This is a genomic window from Hugenholtzia roseola DSM 9546, assembly GCF_000422585.1.
GTDB classification, from domain to species: domain Bacteria; phylum Bacteroidota; class Bacteroidia; order Cytophagales; family Bernardetiaceae; genus Hugenholtzia; species Hugenholtzia roseola.
Genome location: NZ_KE383880.1, coordinates 221,838 through 240,082 on the forward strand (window position 1 = coordinate 221,838; position 18,245 = coordinate 240,082).

General features: G+C 42.0%; 12 protein-coding genes. 10 read left to right on the forward strand and 2 right to left on the reverse strand.

Translation table 11 applies throughout. From position 1 onward, the window contains the following. Positions 1 to 131: 131 nt before the first annotated feature. Positions 132 to 728 carry a hypothetical protein gene (locus tag G500_RS0113310; RefSeq protein ID WP_027002910.1) on the reverse strand — a complete coding sequence of 199 codons (597 nt, stop codon included), beginning with the start codon at positions 726 to 728 and terminating at the stop codon, positions 132 to 134. Between the two features lie 230 nt (positions 729 to 958). On the opposite strand from G500_RS0113310, the gene G500_RS0113315 reads away from it, so the two are divergent. From G500_RS0113315 to G500_RS25130, 8 genes are all read left to right on the forward strand, one after another. After that, positions 959 to 2,023: a beta/alpha barrel domain-containing protein gene (locus G500_RS0113315; protein ID WP_027002911.1), complete on the forward strand. Its 1,065-nt coding sequence runs from the start codon at positions 959 to 961 to the stop codon at positions 2,021 to 2,023. Positions 2,024 to 2,146: 123 nt separating this feature from the next. Continuing rightward, entirely contained in the window at positions 2,147 to 3,478 is a 1,332-nt protein-coding gene (locus tag G500_RS0113320) for a hydroxymethylglutaryl-CoA reductase (protein WP_027002912.1), read from the forward strand. A gap of 600 nt (positions 3,479 to 4,078) precedes the next feature. Further along, positions 4,079 to 5,002 (forward strand): GYDIA family GHMP kinase, encoded by a 924-nt coding sequence (locus G500_RS0113335; protein WP_027002914.1) that lies wholly within the window; start codon positions 4,079 to 4,081, stop codon positions 5,000 to 5,002. 263 nt (positions 5,003 to 5,265) lie between these two features. Then, positions 5,266 to 5,997, forward strand: coding sequence for a glycosyltransferase family 2 protein (locus tag G500_RS0113340; protein WP_027002915.1), 732 nt, complete (start codon positions 5,266 to 5,268; stop codon positions 5,995 to 5,997). 11 nt (positions 5,998 to 6,008) lie between these two features. Then, on the forward strand, positions 6,009 to 6,479 hold the full coding sequence (locus G500_RS0113345) for a regulatory protein RecX (RefSeq protein WP_051203589.1): 471 nt from the start codon (positions 6,009 to 6,011) through the stop codon (positions 6,477 to 6,479). A gap of 69 nt (positions 6,480 to 6,548) precedes the next feature. Next, positions 6,549 to 7,958 (forward strand): MBOAT family O-acyltransferase, encoded by a 1,410-nt coding sequence (locus tag G500_RS0113350; protein WP_027002917.1) that lies wholly within the window; start codon positions 6,549 to 6,551, stop codon positions 7,956 to 7,958. Between the two features lie 102 nt (positions 7,959 to 8,060). Then, positions 8,061 to 11,882, forward strand: a complete 3,822-nt coding sequence (locus tag G500_RS0113355; protein ID WP_027002918.1) for a DUF7149 domain-containing protein — start codon at positions 8,061 to 8,063, stop codon at positions 11,880 to 11,882. A 133-nt stretch (positions 11,883 to 12,015) separates the two neighbouring features. Next, positions 12,016 to 15,006 carry a M43 family zinc metalloprotease gene (locus G500_RS25130; protein ID WP_051203591.1) on the forward strand — a complete coding sequence of 997 codons (2,991 nt, stop codon included), beginning with the start codon at positions 12,016 to 12,018 and terminating at the stop codon, positions 15,004 to 15,006. Between the two features lie 415 nt (positions 15,007 to 15,421). On the opposite strand, the gene G500_RS0113375 is transcribed toward G500_RS25130, so the two are convergent. After that, positions 15,422 to 16,213, reverse strand: coding sequence for a tetratricopeptide repeat protein (locus G500_RS0113375; RefSeq protein WP_027002919.1), 792 nt, complete (start codon positions 16,211 to 16,213; stop codon positions 15,422 to 15,424). A 22-nt stretch (positions 16,214 to 16,235) separates the two neighbouring features. On the opposite strand from G500_RS0113375, the gene G500_RS0113380 reads away from it, so the two are divergent. Continuing rightward, positions 16,236 to 16,421, forward strand: coding sequence for a hypothetical protein (locus G500_RS0113380; RefSeq protein WP_027002920.1), 186 nt, complete (start codon positions 16,236 to 16,238; stop codon positions 16,419 to 16,421). A gap of 214 nt (positions 16,422 to 16,635) precedes the next feature. Next, positions 16,636 to 18,108 (forward strand): replication initiation protein, encoded by a 1,473-nt coding sequence (locus G500_RS0113385; RefSeq protein ID WP_027002921.1) that lies wholly within the window; start codon positions 16,636 to 16,638, stop codon positions 18,106 to 18,108. Positions 18,109 to 18,245: the final 137 nt, after the last annotated feature.

Genomic DNA, 18,245 nt, shown 5'->3' on the forward strand with positions numbered 1-18,245 from the left:
CCTTTCAAAGTTAGTCAAAATCAAGCGAAAAAACGATTTTTTTCTCTTTTTTTCGATAGCTTCCAAATTCTTTTCTACCAAGAGCGAAAAATAAGCCCACAAAAGTAAGGATAAGCGTTTTTTTCAGTATTTCATTCCAAAGGCTTGGCGATAAAGCGATTGCCTTCGAAATGCAGGCTGCCTACACACTGCTCTTTTTCCTGCTCGTCGTCTATCAAAAAAATCCAGAAATCGGGCAGTGCCTCCTCTTTTTTCCACTTGACTTTCAAATCTTTGTCTATAAACCGCAATTCCAAATATTGCGTTTGCTGCTGCAAATAAGTGGCAAAATGCGCATCTTTCTTCAAATCGGGCAGAAGCCAAGTAGAAATATCTTGTGTTTGGTCTTGCACTATCTTCAAAAGTGTGAGGTCGGAAAAAATGCCGTCCTGCTGCGTTTGGAGGGCGAAAAAAAACTGTTTGTTTTTAAATTGCCATCTGCCCATTCGCACCAAAAGCCCTTCGGCGGCTTGCTCGAAGTAGGCAAAATCGCGCAGGGTGTCGCCTTGAATAGCAGGCATTTTTTTGGGCGCAAATTTCATTTTTTTACTTTCCTTGCCATAATGCGCCGCCAGAAATTCCTCAAAAGTAGGGACTTTCACCTCCACAGGGCGTTGTGCCTGAACAGACTCAAAACTTGCCGCACACAAAAAAAGTGCAAAGAAAAAAGATAGCAATATACGACGCATATTTTCATAGTAAAAGTGAAACTAACGACCTTTGAAGGCTGCAAAGGACAAAACATAAACGCTTTCAAAAAGCTATTTATTTCTCTATGCGTTGCGATTCAAGGATTTTTAAGATGTAGATAGCCGCGCTTGTTCAATTTTTTAAGCCGCAAAGTCTATTTTTTTCAAACAAAATCCTAAATTTGAGATTTTATAGGTATTTTAAATTGCAACCCTAAGCCTAATAGCCCTTGGAACGCCAAACGCCTCCCCCTGCGCCTACTTCGAAGACAGTTCCCCATTTTGAAGACCACGACCCTACGGCGGAAAGTCGGAAAAAAGACCACATCGAGTTGGCTTTTCGCTCACAGGTGCGCCAAACAGACACGCGATTTTATTACGAACCTCTCCTGACGGCTCACCCACAGGCAGGAGAAACCCTCCCCGTATCTTTGCACAACAAGACCCTGCGTTATCCTATCTGGATTTCGAGCATGACAGGTGGCACGCTTTGGGCAAAACACATCAATCAGAACTTGGCACGCCTTTCACAAGCACAGGGACTGGGCATGGGCTTGGGTTCGTGTCGCGCCCTATTGACCGACAACACCTATTTAGCCGATTTTGATGTGCGCAAATGGATAGGCGAACAGCCACTTTATGCCAACTTGGGCATTGCACAGGTAGAACTTTTGATAAAAGAGAAAAAAGTCTATCTGATTCAAAATCTTATCGAAAAACTCGCCGCCGACGGGCTTATCCTACACATCAACCCCATGCAGGAATGGCTACAACCCGAAGGCGATAGATTTGAGCAAGCCCCTTTGGAAACTATCTTGCGCCTTTTAGACCAGATGCCCAATTTGCCCCTGATAGTCAAGGAAGTAGGGCAAGGCTTCGGCTATCATAGCCTTTACGAACTCTTCCAACTGCCCTTAGTGGCGGTAGAATTTGCCGCTTCGGGCGGAACAAACTTTGCCCTTTTAGAACTGCTACGTAGCGAAAGCCAAAGGCGCGATGCCCTACAAGCCTTAGCACAGGTAGGACATACTGCCGAGGAGATGGTAGATTTTACCAACCAAATCAAAGAAGAATTGGGCGAAAAAATGCGCTGCCAACAAATTATCATTTCAGGCGGTATCCAAAACTTTTTAGATGGTTTCTATTTGATAAAAAAAGCCAAACTGCCTGCCCTTTACGGACAAGCCTCCGCTTTTCTCAAATATGCACAAAAAAGTTATGAAGAATTAGAACTTTTTGCGCAAAGCCAAATAGAAGGACTAACCGTAGCCAATAAGTTTTTGAGAATCAGATAAAAAATAGTAATTTCGCACGATTTTCGACGCTTACTTTCAAAACTTTCAATTTTTTTTGAAAGCTCTAAAAGCCGCCCTCAAACGACTTTCAGACCTTTTAGCACCCACATAAAAAATAACGATATGGAAATCATCTCTGGCTTTTCAAAATTGAGCAAAGAAGAGAAAATGCGCTGGGTTTTGCGCCAATTTGCCGACAACCCCGCCCAAACCGAAGCCGAATGGAAGTCTTTTTGGCATCAAGACCCTGACATGCAGAAACTTTTTGATGAGTTTAGCGAAAATACGCTGACTAATTTTTACATGCCCTTTGGGGTGATTCCCAACCTACTGCTCAATGGCGAATTGCTCTGTGTGCCAATGGTGATAGAGGAAAGTTCGGTCGTCGCTGCCGCAGGCAAGGCGGCAAAATATTGGCAAAGTCGTGGCGGCTTCAAAGCCCAAGTGATAGATGTCAAAAAAGTAGGGCAGGTGCATTTTCTTTGGAAGGGCGAATACAACAAACTCTATTGCGTCTTCGACGAACTCAAAGAAGCCCTTTTAGACCAAGCCGCCGCCCTAACCCAAAACATGCGCAAGCGCGGAGGGGGTATTTTGGATTTAGAGCTGGTAGATATGCGCCACGTGTTGCCCGACTACTACCAAATCAAGGCTACCTTTGACACCTGCGACTCGATGGGTGCAAACTTCATCAACTCTTGTTTGGAACAGTTTGCCAAAACGCTACAAAATTGGATAACTGCCAATGCAATGTTTGACGATAGCGAGCGCGACGTTACGATAGTGATGTGTATTCTTTCAAACTACACGCCTGATTGCTTGGTGCGCGTATGGGTAGAATCGCCTATTGAAGCCCTTACCGAAATAGAGGGCATGTCGCCCCAAACTTTTGCCTTCAAATTCAAGACGGCAGTGGAAATTGCCAAAAACGACGTTTTTCGTGCCACTACGCATAATAAAGGCATCTTCAACGGCATCGATGCCATTATCTTAGCCACAGGAAACGATTTTAGGGCGGTGGAAGCCTGCGGACATGCCTACGCTGCCCGCCATGGACGCTACACCTCCCTGACGGATTGTAGCATAGAAAACGGCATCTTTAAGTTTTGGATAGATATTCCTATGGCAGTAGGTACGGTAGGGGGGCTAACGGCTTTGCACCCCTTAGCGAAAAAATCGCTCGACATGCTGGGCAATCCGTCTGCACAAAAACTGATGCAGATAGCTGCCACAGTGGGCTTGGCACAAAACTTTGCCGCCGTCAAATCGCTCACCACTACGGGTATTCAGAAAGGACACATGAAGATGCACCTGCTCAATATCCTGCGTACTTTTGAAGCCAACGACGAGGAAATCAAAGTGGCAGTAGAACACTTCAAGACCAACGTTGTTTCTTTCAACGCTGTGCGCGAACTGATGGAGCAAATTCGACAAGACAAATACATTGCAGAATAAGCATTTTGCGTACCTTTTCTCTATCTATTTAGCGTTGTTACAACGGTCAGAAGGTCAGAAAACGGGGTTTTGCGCTTTGCACAAGCCTCCTGAACCCCCACCCTGCCCTCCCCCCATAGGGGAGGGTTCGAAAATCAAATCATTTTTTTGCATAAATGCAAAAAAATGATACCGCATCAAAGCCCCGCCCTATGGGGCAGTGATGTTAAATTCTAAAAAACAGGTTCAAATGTAGGGACAAGGCATTGCCTTGTCCGTAGTGAGATTGGAATAAAAAAGGGCTTTCAGACCTAAAAAAGGGTTCAGCCCAAATTTTATTTTGTGTCAAATTTGACAAAACAAGGCTTTTTACAGAACTTAACATTACTGCACCCTGCCCTCCCCCCATAGGGGAGGGTTCGAAAATCAAATCATTTTTTTGCATAAATGCAAAAAAATGATACCGCATCAAAGCCCCGCCCTATGGGGGCGGGGTTTGGGGTGGGGTGCATTTAAGATTTTTATCGTTGCAACAACACCTATCTATTAGCATCAGTATCAGGTCGGTACAAACCCCAAATGGTATCGACTTGGGTATTCCTCCACTTACCTCCTCTCCTTATGCATCATTTTCACGGCAACGGCAAACTGCTTATCAGTGGCGAATACTACGTCTTAGACGGTGCGCTCGCCTTAGCACTTCCCACAAGACGCGGGCAACTGCTCAACGTAACCTACATGCCCTCTGAACACAAAGTCTTGCACTGGAAAAGCTACGATAGCAACGGACAAATTTGGTTCGAAGCGCGTTTCGACATCGAAACCTTTCAAGCCTTAGAAGGCTATGTTTCTCAAAAATCGCTCATTTTGCAAAAAATCTTGCAAGCAGCACGCAAAATGGGTTCGAATTTTTTGGTCGGAAAGGAATACGTCTTAGTAGAAACGTTCTTAGAATTTCCTCGCCTCTGGGGGCTGGGCAGCAGCTCTACCCTGATTCACAACATTGCACAATGGGCAGGAGTCAATCCCTTCGACTTGCTTTCGCACACACTTGGCGGCTCTGGCTATGATGTAGCCTGTGCCGAAGCCAATAGCCCTATTCTTTACGAGCGTAGCGCAGGAAAGCCTAAATCTATGCCTGTCCCCTTCAATCCGCCCTTCAAAGACCAAATCTATTTTGTCTATTTGGGTAAAAAACAGTCTTCGGCAGAAGGCATTGCACACTATCAGAAAATCGGTAAGAATAAGCATCAGTTGGTAAAAAAGTTGAGCGACATCACACAAAAAATGATTGTCGCACCCGACCTCGCCACTTTTGATGCCCTTATCGAAGCCCATGAGCAAATCATTGCCAATAGCCTGAAAATGAAGCGCATCAAGACGACTTACTTTGCCGATTATTGGGGCGAAATTAAATCCTTAGGTGCTTGGGGCGGCGATTTTGTCATGGCGACAAGTCCGCGCGACTACCAAACCACAAAGGACTACTTCAACCAAAAAGGCTTTGATACCTTCCTTACCTACGAGGAAATGATTAAAGCCTAAAAGGTATAAAGGTTTAATTTTTATCAAAATTTAGTGTTTTTAATGATGACTTTATAGCGCGAAGTGTCTGCTTCGCGCTTTTTATTTGCGCCCCAAAAGCGAAAATATACTTACCACTATCTAAGGGCAGCCGCACTAAATCCTAAAAAACAGACTGCAAATGTAGGGACAAGGCAGTGCCTTATCCGAAGTCTTGCCTTGTGTTTTGGGTACGAAAAGTCAAATTTTTCTGTATTTTTGCCTTCTGACAAAAAACAAGCCCTATGCAGCCTCGTATCAGCATCATCACCGTTGTAAGAAATGCAGCGGAATTATTGGAAAAGACGATTTTATGTGTAAAAAATCAGACTTATCAGAACATAGAGTACCTCGTCATAGATGGCAATTCTACCGACTCTACCCTCGAAGTTATCAAAAAGTATGAAGCCCATATTAGCCGCTGGATAAGCGAACCCGATAAAAATTTATATGATGCCATGAACAAGGGACTGCAATTAGCAACAGGCGATTTTGTCTGGTTTCTACACGCAGGCGACCTCATTCCAACGCCTCAAAGTTTGGCTTTGGCTTTGAAAGACTTTGATAATGAAGACTTTATCTATGGTGATGCCGTTATTGTGCAAAAAGATGGCAGCCACAAACCTTTACACAAAGATACGCCCCATCGGGCTTCTTTTCGCGATTTTCGCAAAGGAATGGTTATCTGCCATCAAGCCATGCTCGTTAGGCGCACCCTTGCCCCCCTCTATGATTTGCGCTTCACCTTAGCAGGCGATATAGATTGGGCAATCCGCATTTTGAAAAAAACAAACAAGACGCGCTATATAGGGTTCGTTTTAGCGGAATTTCTTACAGGTGGCATTTCTTCGCAAAAAAAGAAAGAATCTTTGATAGAACGCTACCATATCCTACGGCAGCATTTTGGTTTTTTCCCCAATCTTTGGGCGCACCTTGTAATGGGCTTGGATTTTTTAAAGCGCAAATATCAACCTTGAAAAAGTGAAAAATGGAAGAATTAGACAAAAACTTGAAGCCACACTTTCTAAAAATGGCAGATTTCTGTGCCTATCAAGAACGCGCCGAACAAGAAGTATGGAAAAAATTAGAAGCCCAAGCCCTTGAATATGAGCAAATTCAGAAAATCATAGCCACACTAAAAGCCGAAAACTACCTCGATGAAAGACGATTTGTAGCCTCCTACATACAAGGGAAAATAAGATTTAAAAAATGGGGCATTTATAAAATTAAACAAGGCTTACAACAAAAAGGCATCAACGCCCAACTTATCGCAGAAGGATTGGAAAACAAAGACCTTCGCCAATACAAACTCAATCTTTTAGACCTTTTAAAAGCTAAGAAAAGGAAACTAAAAGAAGAAGAAGTCTGGAAAAAAAAGCAAAAACTGTATCAATACGCCCTAAGCAAGGGTTACGAAAGCGCACTTATTCAGGCTTTTTTACAAAAAATGACTTTTTAGCCCTACACAGACGCAAATTTTTGTTAATTTCGCCCCATTCTTTTATATCCTCTACCCCTACCTACTTGTATGGTCTTTGCAAGTCTGACCTTTTTATCTGTTTTTTTGCCGTTAAACTTACTTCTGTACTATTTATTCAATAATAGTACCTATCGCAATATCCTACTAACGCTTTTTTCTCTTGTTTTTTATGCGTGGGGAGAGCCTGTGTGGGTGATTTTGCTTATTTTTTCGGCGTTGGTAGATTACCTAAACGGACTTTGGATAGAAAAATTTAGGGGTACTTTTTGGGCAAAATTAGGACTTATTTCCTCGCTGGTCATCAATTTGAGTCTTTTGGTAGGATTCAAATATAGCGGCTTTTTGTATGAAAATATCAACTTTTTATTTGGACTCGATTTAAAAGTTCCGAATTTTACCCTACCCGTAGGCATTTCCTTCTACACTTTTCAGACGATTTCTTACACCGTAGATTTATACAGAAACAAGGTAAAAGTTCAAACTTCTTGGTTAAAATTTTTACTCTTTGTAAGCCTTTATCCGCAATTAGTGGCGGGACCGATTGTGCGCTATGAGCAGGTAGCCGATGAAATAGACCACCGCCGTTTTAACATCATAGACCTTAGTGCGGGTATTCACCGCTTTTGTATTGGTCTTTTCAAAAAAGTTTTTATTGCCAATACCGCAGGCGAATTTGCAAGCAAGTATTTAGAAGGCAGTTTAGCCGAAGTTAGTATCAGCGAAGGATGGTTTGGAATTTGTATGTTTTCCTTACAAATTTACTTCGATTTTTCGGGTTATTCTGACATGGCAATCGGCTTAGGGCGCATGTTTGGATTTCACTATCAAGAGAATTTCCGCTATCCTTACATATCTACTTCCGCCACTGAATTTTGGCGCAGGTGGTATATTTCGCTTGGCTCTTTCTTCCGCGACTATGTGTATATTCCGCTGGGCGGAAATAAGAAAAATCAATATCTAAACTTATTTATCGTTTGGTTTCTCACAGGTCTTTGGCATGGCGCAAGTTGGAACTTCGTAATATGGGGGCTTTATTTTGGCGTGCTTATCACGATAGAAAAGCTGTTTTTATTGAAAATATTGGAGAAAATCCCTGCTTTATTACGTCATCTTTATCTACTTTTTATCGCCGTAGTGGGTTGGGCGATTTTCTATTTTACCGATTTCGAAAAATTGATAGCCTTTTTCAAGCTACTTTTTGGTATCTCCTTACAGCCTTTGAGCAGTTTAGAGTTAAACTTTTTAATCAAAGAAAATATTTACTGGCTTGCTATTTCCTTATTACTCTGCCTGCCTATCTATCCTTTTTTCAATAAATGGTTTGAAAGAAAGATAAAGTTTGAAAATAAACAGGCACTTTGGATACTTTCCTTTGTGCTTCAATACGTTTTACTTTTGGTATCGATTGCCCTTTTGGTAGGCAATACTTACAATCCTTTTATTTATTATCGTTTCTAATTTTTTCTAAAATCTTCGCTATCCAAGCCCTGTTTTTTTGGTCTGTACGCAAAAAATGGTAACTTTACACAACGTTTTCCACTCTTTTTTTCTCAAAAAACTATGGCGTTACAATTAGAAATGCTCACCCCAAAACAGGCACTAAACAAGGCTTTTTTGAAAAGAAAGGTCTTTCGTGGCGATTTTGATATTTTTAAAAATGAACTAATTAGCCTGCTTTCTAATGTAGATGAAGAAGAAAGTGAAGAACACGTCAAAAATCTTTTAGCAATTTTTTTACGAAAAACCTTTTATGAATCCGAATATCAAATTAATACCAAAGGCAAGACAGATTTGGTCATTAGTGGCAATCCGCGCCAAAAAGATGCCTGGATAAGGAACACAACACAGGTTTTGCTTGAAGTGAAAAAACCCACTAATAAATCCGAAATGATTAGTGCTAACAATCTCAATGTCAAAGCCTTACACGAATTGGTGCTGTATTATCTTAGGGAAAGAGAAAACGAAAAAAATGGCGACATCAAGCACGTAGTCATCACAAATATTTATGAGTGGTATATTTTTGACGTACAAAATTTTGAACAAGTTTTTCATAAAAATAAAGAATTAGTAGAGGATTTTCGCCAGTGGCAAGCGGGCAAAAAGACGAATAAAACAACTGACTTTTTTTATCAAGAAATTGTTAAACCTTTTATTAGTAGTAGTGAGGCTTCGCTCAAAGTTGCCTACTTCGACCTGCGCCACTATCAGCAGGCACTTACAGAGGAAACAGACGAAAAAAAGCTCATTGCTCTTTTTAAATTGCTTTCACCCGACCATTTACTTAAAAAATTTCAATATGATAGTAATCAATTAGATAGAGGATTTTATGAAGAACTTTTGCACGTAATGGGTTTGGAAGAGGTGAGCCAAGGCGGGCTTAATTTGATAAAGCGCAAGCCTGCCGCCAAACGCGAGGCAGGTTCTATTCTGGAAAATACGATTCAAATTTTGGAAAGTAGCCGCAAGGTAGAATTTTTGGCAAAAAGACAGGAATATGGTACTACACTCGAAGAGCAAATCTTTCACGTTGCGCTGGAACTTTCTCTCACTTGGGTCAATCGCCTACTTTTTCTCAAACTTTTAGAAGGACAGCTCCTAAACTTCAATAAAGGCAGTGCGGCTTTTCGCTTTTTGAGTGCCGAAAAGTTGCCCGATTACGACGAAGTTTATAAACTTTTTTTTGAAGTATTAGCGAAAAAAGAAGAGGAACGCCGTCCGCTTTTTCGTGCGGCTTTTGCGCATATTCCTTATCTAAATTCTTCACTTTTTGAAATATCTGAACTCGAAATCCAAACCCTTAGTATTCATGCTCTGAACAATCGTGCGCCGATACGTTACTATGAGCGCACAGTTTTGGTTGATGAAAAAGGTATCAGAAAAGAGGGCGAAACGCTACCCTTAGCCTATTTTTTGCAGTTTCTCGATGCCTATGATTTTGCAGCCGAAGGCACAGAGGAGATTCAGACGCAGCGCAAAAGGCTTATCAATGCTTCTGTTTTAGGTCTAATTTTTGAAAAAATAAATGGCTACAAGGAAGGCTCTTTTTTTACGCCCGGTTTTATTACGATGTACATGGCGCGTGAAACGGTACGAAAGGCAGTTGTTACAAAATTTAATACACATTTTGGTTGGCAGTGCCAAACATTTGACGATTTAGATGCTCATTTGCGGTCAGTGCCTTGGCAGCAAGCCAATGCCTTAGTCAATGACTTGCGAATTTGCGACCCTTCGGTAGGTTCAGGACATTTTTTAGTTTCTGTTTTGAATGAAATTTTAGTTGTAAAATCAGACTTAAATTTATTATATGATAAAAAGGGAAAAATGTTAAGAATTTATCGTTTATTGATAGATAATGACGAACTTTCCGTAACGTATGCCGATGATGGAGAAGTTTTTGAATATTTTATCACAGAAAATAGATTTGGAGAGCGCAAAATCAATGAGGAGCGGCAGCGCGTACAGGAAACTATTTTTTATGAAAAAAAGTATATCATAGAAAACTGTCTTTTTGGTGTAGATATCAATCCTAACTCGGTTAAGATTTGTCGGCTTCGGCTTTGGATAGAATTGCTCAAACACACGTTTTACAAGCCCGAAGGAGGGGTAAGAGAATTAGAAATCTTACCTAATTTAGACATCAATATTAAAGTAGGCAATTCACTATTGAGTCGTTTCGAGCTTCATTCCGACCTAAAAGATGCACTTCGAAAGAGCAAACTTACAATAGAAGCCTATCAGCAGGCTGTGGCAAATTATAGAAAAGCCACCGTTTATGAGGAAAAGCGCGAACTCAAACAATTAATTTCACAAATTAAAGAAAATTTTAGCCAAGAAATCAGCAGGAACGACCCCGACCGCAAGCGTTTGCACCAGCTAAAAGGCGAATGGCAGTTGCTTATGGCACAACAAAGTTTTACAGAAGAAACTGAAAAAGAGCAAAAAAATAAAGAAAAAAAGAAAAAACTTTTAGAAGCACAAATTTCATCATTAGAACAAATTTTGACCGAGCGCGAAACAGGTAGGCTCTACCGTCAGGCTTTTGAATGGCGTTTTGAGTTTCCCGAAGTGCTAAACGAAGATGGCGATTTTATGGGTTTTGACCTTATTATAGGAAATCCGCCCTACTACTCACTAAATTACGCATCAGACTTGAAAATTTTGGATAGATACTATTCTTTATATGACAATACTAGCGATATTTATGTACTATTTTTTGAGTTAGGATTAAAACTTTTAAAAACCAATGCAGACCTATCTTTTATCACAGCAAATAAATGGCTAAAAGCAGGCTATGGTGAAAAACTAAGAGTATTTTTAAAAAACTATAAAATACATAACATTGTAGACTTTGGAGATTTGTCCGTCTTTCCAAAAGCAAGTGCCTATCCTGCTATTATACAGATAAAAAAAGACAACAGCCAAGATACTCACATTAAGGTTGCTATAATAGAAAACTTAAATTTTAAATTACTTTACAATAAAGTAAAGGAAACAGAGTATTCTATCCCAATAACACAACTTGAAAAAAGCGGTTGGCATTTGAGTAACCCCAAAAAGATGGATATTTTGAAAAAAGTTCAAAAAAGAAGTATTACCCTAAATGAATACATAAATGGACAAGTTTATAGAGGTATTTTAACAGGACTTAATGAGGCTTTTATTATTGATTTAAAAACTAAAAACGAATTAACATCAAACAATGAAAAGAATAAAGAACTTATCAGACCTTTTGCTGCTGGTCGGGACATTAAAAATTATATTCATACTTTTAATGATAAATATATCATTTTAATTCCCAAAGGCTGGACAAAAGCAAAGTTTAATACAAAAAATGAAGAAAAGGCTTGGCAATTATTTTCACAATCTTACAATGAGATTGCAAATCACTTATTGCCTTTTGAAGAAAAAGCACGCAAAAGACAAGACAAAGGCGATTTTTGGTGGGAAGTGCGAGCTTGTGATTACTACTCAATTTTTGAACAAGACAAAATCATGTATCAAGCCTTTCAAGTTTCACCTGCCTTTTGTTTGGATAAAAACAAAGTCATTACAAATAATTCCGTATGGCTTATACCTACTAATGATAAATATTTATTAGCTTATCTTAATTCAAAAATAAGTTGGTTTTTAATTTCTCAATATTGTACCCAAATTCGCAATGGATATCAGCTTATCTATCAATATTTAGGGCGTATCCCTATTTTTGCATTGAAAGATAGTGAGAAAATTTCATTCGAAACCCTTGTCAATCAAATTTTGGAAGCGAAAAGCCTCGATTCAGAGGCTGAGGTGAGCCATTTGGAAAAAGAAATCGATAGACTTATTTACCAACTTTATGAACTTGATGAGGCTGAAATAAAAATTATAGAGCAAGGGCTTTGAAAAATGTCTGCCAAGCGAGTGCAGCCAAAATTTAATCTTGCTTTTTTTTGGATAAGAAAGCGATTATTTTGTATCTTTGCCCAATACCTATCTTGGCTAATCTCCTGATATACACAAAAATAAGCCTGCTTTTATGTTGCCACTACGTACATTTTTTGCCCGCTTTTCTGCCTACTTTTCTACCTGCTTTGTAGGCACGAAAGCCCCCCTAACCGCCCTTAGCGCACGCCCCTTGCCCTCTTTTCTGTTCCTATCCCTAACCTTTTTGGGCGTACTTTCGGAAGGGCAAGCCCAGATAGAAAGAAGCTGTCAGGTAAATCCAGAGCAGGTGTCGCCACTTCTGCAAAGGCATCAGCCACAAGGACGCATTTTTGAAGACCAAATAGCAGAGCAAATTGAAAATCAACGCCTTAGAAAGGCACAATTAGGAAAAACCACCGAACAGACGGACGAAACTATCCGTATTCCCGTCATTGTACATATCATTCATGCAGGCGAAAAAGTGGGCGACGGAGCCAATATAAGCCGCGAACAGGTCTATTCTCAAATCGAAGTCATCAATGAAGATTTCAACCGTAGGAATGGTGATGCTCGCAATACGCCGTCCCAATTTTTATCGGTAGCCGCTTCTCTCAACATCGAATTTGTACCCGCAACCCTTGACCCCGACGGACTCCCTTTGGAAGAGGCAGGGATTCACCGCTACAATGCCTGTCGTACCCAATGGACACCTTCGAGCTTCGAGGCAGAGATAAAACCCAAAACCGTTTGGAATCCCGACCAATATCTGAACATCTGGACGGTATCTTTCCAACGTGGCATCTATGGTTTCGGGCAGTTTCCCAACGCTTCGGGCTTGGAAGGCTTATCTGAAAACGAAGGACAGGCGCAAACCGACGGCGTGATGGTCAATTATCGCAACTTCGGTTCGGTGCTAAAAGTACGCACCCCTCAACTTTTAGATGGCGAACCCAACAATTTAGGACGCACTGCCACACACGAAATTGGGCATTTTTTGGGTCTGATTCACATCTGGGGCGATACCAACTGTGGCAATGATTATTGTGCCGATACGCCTACACATCAAGGCTCGAATAGTGGCTGCCCTTCGCACCCAAAGCCTAATAATTGTGGTACAAGTGATGAAATGTTTGAAAACTTTATGGATTATAGCCATGATGTTTGTATGAATATTTTTACAAAAAATCAGGTAGAGCGCATGGAAGCAGTTTTGGCAATCTCACCGCGCCGCAAAACCTTGAAAGATTCAGACAAAGCAGCCGACCTTTCGGAGCGCGTTTTTGCACTTTTCAAGTCGGAAAAAACAAATGCCTGCCAAGGGCAAGCTATCCGTTTTCAGGAAGATGTCCGCCTTTTTGATGCAGCAGACGCTGTGGTAAGCTATAATTGGACATTTCAAAATGGCTCGCCTGCCACCTCTACTGCCCTCAATCCGCTGGTGAGCTATGCCGCCGCAGGCACTTTTGCCGTTAGTTTGAGTGTGCAGACGCGCTTAGGCAAGACACATACCTACAACAGTCAGGTTACGATAGAAACCCCCACTGTGGCGCAAAGCAATCCTACACAAGGTTTTGAAAGCCGTCGCTTAGAAGAGGGCTGGCAAGCAACGGGCTGGAACTTCGCAAGTTTGGGTTCGAGTAGCAATGTTTCGATGGTGGCAGATAACTTTACTACACTTTTCTGTGGTGAAAATAGCCCTATTTTAGAATCGCCGCAGGTGCTTCTGCCTGCAAACCGCTTGCTCAAAATAGACTTCGACTTGGCTTATACCGCACGTAGCAGCGATTTTACCGACTCTTTGGAAATTGCCTTTTCTACCGATTGCGGAGGGACTTATCAAGTGATTTGGAAAAGAGGCGGCTTGAGCCTGATGACTGCCCCTGCTCAAAGTGGCGTTTTTAGCCCGCGCCCACAGGATTGGCGCACGCAAAGTGCCTATATTTATGTGGAAGATTTAAGCGTTAGCAGCGTCCAGATACGCTTTCGCAACATCAGCCGCCGAGTCAATAACCTTTATATCGATAACATTCGCATCGAGAATATGGAGGATTTAAGCCCGCCTTTGGCAGACTTTGAAGTGGATTATACAACCCTTTTGGCGAATGAAAATCTGAACCTAACGAACCTTTCCGAAAACAGTTTTGAGTATTTATGGCAAATTACAGGCTCACGCTCTATTATATCAGAAGAGGAAAATCCAAGTGTGGTGCTTTCGGAAGCAGGAAATTATGACGTAAGTCTGACGGCAAAAAACCCTTTGGGTACAAATCAGATTTCACGACCTAACTATGTGCGGGTCATTCAGGGTGCAAAATTGCGCAACATAGCAGGGCAGAGCCTATTAGTCAGGACAAACAACGAAGGCTATGTCGCAGGGCATAATCAGAACCAAGACCTTGCAAAGGCAGAGTTTTTCGGCAACTTCGGCACGTATCGCACCCTTATAGGGGCAGACCTGCATTTGGGCGCATTAGAAGATATTGATGAAAATGAAGTAGTTACGCTTAAAGTTTGGCTCAATGACGGCGAAAACGGGCAGCCAAACACTGAAATATACCGCCAATTAGTGGCAGTTTCACAGCTCAAACGCGACTACACACGCCAACGCTTTTCGCGCATTATCTTTAATAATGGTGCAGGATTTAACGCACCCGCCAAATTTTATATCGGTTTAGAATTAGATTATACCCAAAGCACGCGATTGGCAATCTTTACCGCTAATATGAGCCAAAACACAGGCTGGGAACGCCTCTCCAACGGCACTTGGCAGCCCTACGACATTCCAACGGCACAGGGCGGAAAAGGTATCAGCGTTTCTCATGCCATCTATGCACTTGTTACGCCCGACCAGCCACTCTCCTCCCCTTCCGATGAAATTAGCCTACGTGTGAGCCTCTTTCCAAACCCAACACAGGATAGAATACAAATTCAGGGCGATAATTTTAGGGTAGAAAAGGTGCTGATTTTCAATAGCTTAGGGCAGTTACAACTCACCACTGATGCCCAACGTGAAATCAACCTCGAAGGACTTGCAGCAGGCGTGTATGTGGCACGCATCTTTACAGACGAAGGCGTAGTGGTGAAAAAATTAGTGAAAAATTAGTTTCCCTAATTTTATTTTTTCTGCAAAAAAAACGATAAAAGCCTCCTATGCGGACAAGGCAGTGCCTTGTCCCTACATTAAATAAAATAAATTGAAAAAATCAGGACTTAAAAAACGCCCAATCATTCCTTATCGATGCTTGGGCGTTTTTTCTGGCGTTGTTACAACGATAAAAGCCTTAAATGCACCCCACCCCAAACCCCGCCCCCATAGGGCGGGGCTTTTTTATCATAAAGTATCTTTGCTTTGTTATGCAAAATATTGAAAATTAGTTTGATTTTCGAACCCTCTCCTATGGGGGGAGGGCAGGGTGAGGGTTCAGCAGGTTTGCACCAAGCACAAAGCGCAGATTTTTGACTTTCTGACCGTTGTAACAACCCCTTTTTTCTAAAAAAAGCGGTCAAACATAGGATATTTATTGTACTAAATCGTAAAAATCTTCTGCATATTCTTCATGCTTGCGCAATTTTTCGAAGGCAGGGTCGGCTTTCGCAATAGCGGCTACACGTGGCTCTAAATCGATGGCAGTTTCCAAACAAATCAAGGCGCGTGAATAGCGTTCTAAGGCAGTGTAGGCAGTGGCAAGCCCTACCCAAGCCTGCACAGAATAGGTATTGGGCTTTTGTAAAGGCACTAACTCGACTACTTTCTGATAGGCTTCTTCGGCTCTGACCCAATCGGCAGCCATGACCCAAAGTTGCCCTAAGTGAAAATGTGCAACAATATTTTTAGGGTTCAATTCGACAACCTTTCTAAAATGCTCGATGGGCTTATCTAACACAAATCCGCCCTTTTCGTCTTCTTCACCCTTTTGTTGTGCATTTTTTAAGCGTTCCGATTGTAGCCATTCGTAATATGCCATCGCGATATTAAAATGCGCCTGTTCGAGGGAATTTTCTTTCATACCCAACTCGATGGCTTTGAGCATGCGTGGAATGGCAACCTCATACGCCTTCATCTGATACAAACAAAAGCCCAAATTGAGGTGGGCATCACCGATATTGGGGTTGTAGCGTAGGGCTTCCGAAAAAGATTGGCTTGCCTGTTGCCACTGTCGCAATACCTTATGTGTTTGTCCTTTGGTATAAAGCACTAAAAACGAATCGGGACGCTCTTGGGCGGCTTTTTGGAAATAAGTGAGGGCTTCGGCATAACGCTGTGCTTCAAAGAGTTTGCAGCCTGCCAAGAAAATTTCTTCGGGAGTCATATTGTAAAAAAGCAATTTGCGAATGGATAAGAAAGAAGGCACTACCGCAGCAAACTCGAAGGAGCGATACTTTTCTAAGGTAGTAGCAGGGCAAAAAATGGGAAATCAAGAGAAAGTGGGGAAAGCAGGGTTAGAAAGCTCGCCCAAAGCCCAGCGGCAGCCTCTCTTTTGTATTTTTTATTTTGCCCAAAAAGAGAGGCAAAGTTAGCAAATTATGCGCAAATCAATAAAATTATTATCTTTGCAGCCCGATACAGTCTTAATCGGTGGCAACGCGCTCGCTTAGAATCTTCTTTCCCGCGCTCAAAAGCTACAAACCCTCGATTTTTTCGGCATGCTGATAGTATTCTCTGTGCCTTTTGGTTTGTGAAAATTTGATAATTTCGTAACTTTGTCGTTATTTTCTATTCCCCTCTATCAGCATGGTATCTTCGCTTTCGGTGGAAGGCGACCTCAAACGCAATTCCTTACAGAAGGCGGCAAAGGTTGTCTCAAAAGCAGACGGAAAGAGTCATAGGGCTGCCCCCAAAGGCAGACCCAGACGGCGGCTGCCGCTCGAAAATACCTTGCCGCAGGTGAGCAAAACGGAAAATATGACCGCCCAAAAAATAGAAGGCAAAGAAAATGCACCACAGGGGCAAAATCCGCAAAGAAAAAAAACAACGCCTGCCAATACAGAAAACGAAGAAGAGCCGCCCCACCAGCGGCAGCACACAAAGCCAAGCAGCGAAGACACCCAGACCGAATTAGTACTCCCTGAATTAGCACTCCCTGCGCCTGCCATTGCCACAGCAGTACCCAAGCGTAGGCGCAAGAGCAGTGAGCCGCCTAAAAAGCGTGGGCGAAAGCCGCTGCCCGAAAATCTCAAAAAATTAGCCCCGCCCCCTACTACGGTTGCAAAACGAGGACGACGCAAGAAAGAACTTTTACACAACTTTCAAAATTATCAGCATCACCCCAAGCACCACCTTATCGTTCAGCACAACGACCTTATCAATAGCTGCATATCCGAGATGAGCATTTTTCAGAAGCGGTTTATGTACTATGTCATTTCTTTGATTGATAGGTATGATGCTGATTTTCAGGTCTATCGCATACAAGCCTTAGATATTATCAAATTGGCAGGTATTTCGGGAAAGGGTTGGTATCAGCGCATGCGTAGCGAATTGCGTTCTCTTATGGGCATTACCATAGAAATTAAGAAAGAGAATGGCTTTTTGATGATGAATTGGGTTTCGTCCATAGAATACAACAAAGGATTTATCGAAGTATCCTTAGACCCCAAGCTCAAACCCTACTTGCTTCTTTTGCAGGAACGTTTTACGGTCTTTAAATTGCAGCACGTCTTTCGCATGGGGAGTACCCATTCAATGCGCCTTTATGAGCTTTTAAAACAGTATGAAAATTTTGGCGAGCGCAAATTCGAACTCCCTGCCTTGCGTCAGGCTCTGCACATTGCACCCGAATCGTATCGCAACTATAATAGCCTGCGTACAGGAGTCTTAGAACGCGCCCAAAAGGATTTTGAAAAGTGTGCCGACCTGCGCTTCGAAATCGAGGAGGTAAAAAAAGGGCGAAAGGTAGCGGCGGTGCGTTTTGTCATCAAACGTTTCAAATTAGATAAGAGCAGCCAATTCAAAGATGCCGTTTCGCGCAGTGTGGTATTGCTTGTGGCGGCAGGCGTGCGGCAAGACCAAGCCTTGCAGTTTTCCAACGAAGACCCCGATTATATCCGCTTCCTACAAGAGAAAGTGCGCCAAATTACGCTCAAAGAGCAGCCCAAAATACTGCTCGACTTTCTGGAAAAACAAGAAAGTAGGCAGGATTTTGAAAAAGAACGGGAAAAACGCAAGACGCAAGGACAGAGCTTCGACTTTTCTGTATTGGGTCTGTAAGGTTTTTCGCTATTGCTCCAATATTGTCCGTATAAAGTCTATATTTTTCGCTCCCTTGCGTTCAAAAAATGAGAAATACGCGCCGCCGACATTTCAAACCCAATAAGGACACAAATTAGGCACAAAGAAAAAATAGA

Excerpts from the sequence above, each read along its gene's own strand:
- G500_RS0113310 (WP_027002910.1), bottom strand. The coding sequence starts at position 728 with ATGCGTCGTATATTGCTATCTTTTTTCTTTGCACTTTTTTTGTGTGCG.
- G500_RS0113320 (WP_027002912.1), top strand. The coding sequence starts at position 2,147 with ATGGAAATCATCTCTGGCTTTTCAAAATTGAGCAAAGAAGAGAAAATG.
- G500_RS0113335 (WP_027002914.1), top strand. The coding sequence starts at position 4,079 with ATGCATCATTTTCACGGCAACGGCAAACTGCTTATCAGTGGCGAATAC.
- G500_RS0113340 (WP_027002915.1), top strand. The coding sequence starts at position 5,266 with ATGCAGCCTCGTATCAGCATCATCACCGTTGTAAGAAATGCAGCGGAA.
- G500_RS0113345 (WP_051203589.1), top strand. The coding sequence starts at position 6,009 with ATGGAAGAATTAGACAAAAACTTGAAGCCACACTTTCTAAAAATGGCA.
- G500_RS0113350 (WP_027002917.1), top strand. The coding sequence starts at position 6,549 with ATGGTCTTTGCAAGTCTGACCTTTTTATCTGTTTTTTTGCCGTTAAAC.
- G500_RS0113355 (WP_027002918.1), top strand. The coding sequence starts at position 8,061 with ATGGCGTTACAATTAGAAATGCTCACCCCAAAACAGGCACTAAACAAG.
- G500_RS25130 (WP_051203591.1), top strand. The coding sequence starts at position 12,016 with ATGTTGCCACTACGTACATTTTTTGCCCGCTTTTCTGCCTACTTTTCT.
- G500_RS0113375 (WP_027002919.1), bottom strand. The coding sequence starts at position 16,213 with ATGACTCCCGAAGAAATTTTCTTGGCAGGCTGCAAACTCTTTGAAGCA.
- G500_RS0113380 (WP_027002920.1), top strand. The coding sequence starts at position 16,236 with ATGGATAAGAAAGAAGGCACTACCGCAGCAAACTCGAAGGAGCGATAC.
- G500_RS0113385 (WP_027002921.1), top strand. The coding sequence starts at position 16,636 with ATGGTATCTTCGCTTTCGGTGGAAGGCGACCTCAAACGCAATTCCTTA.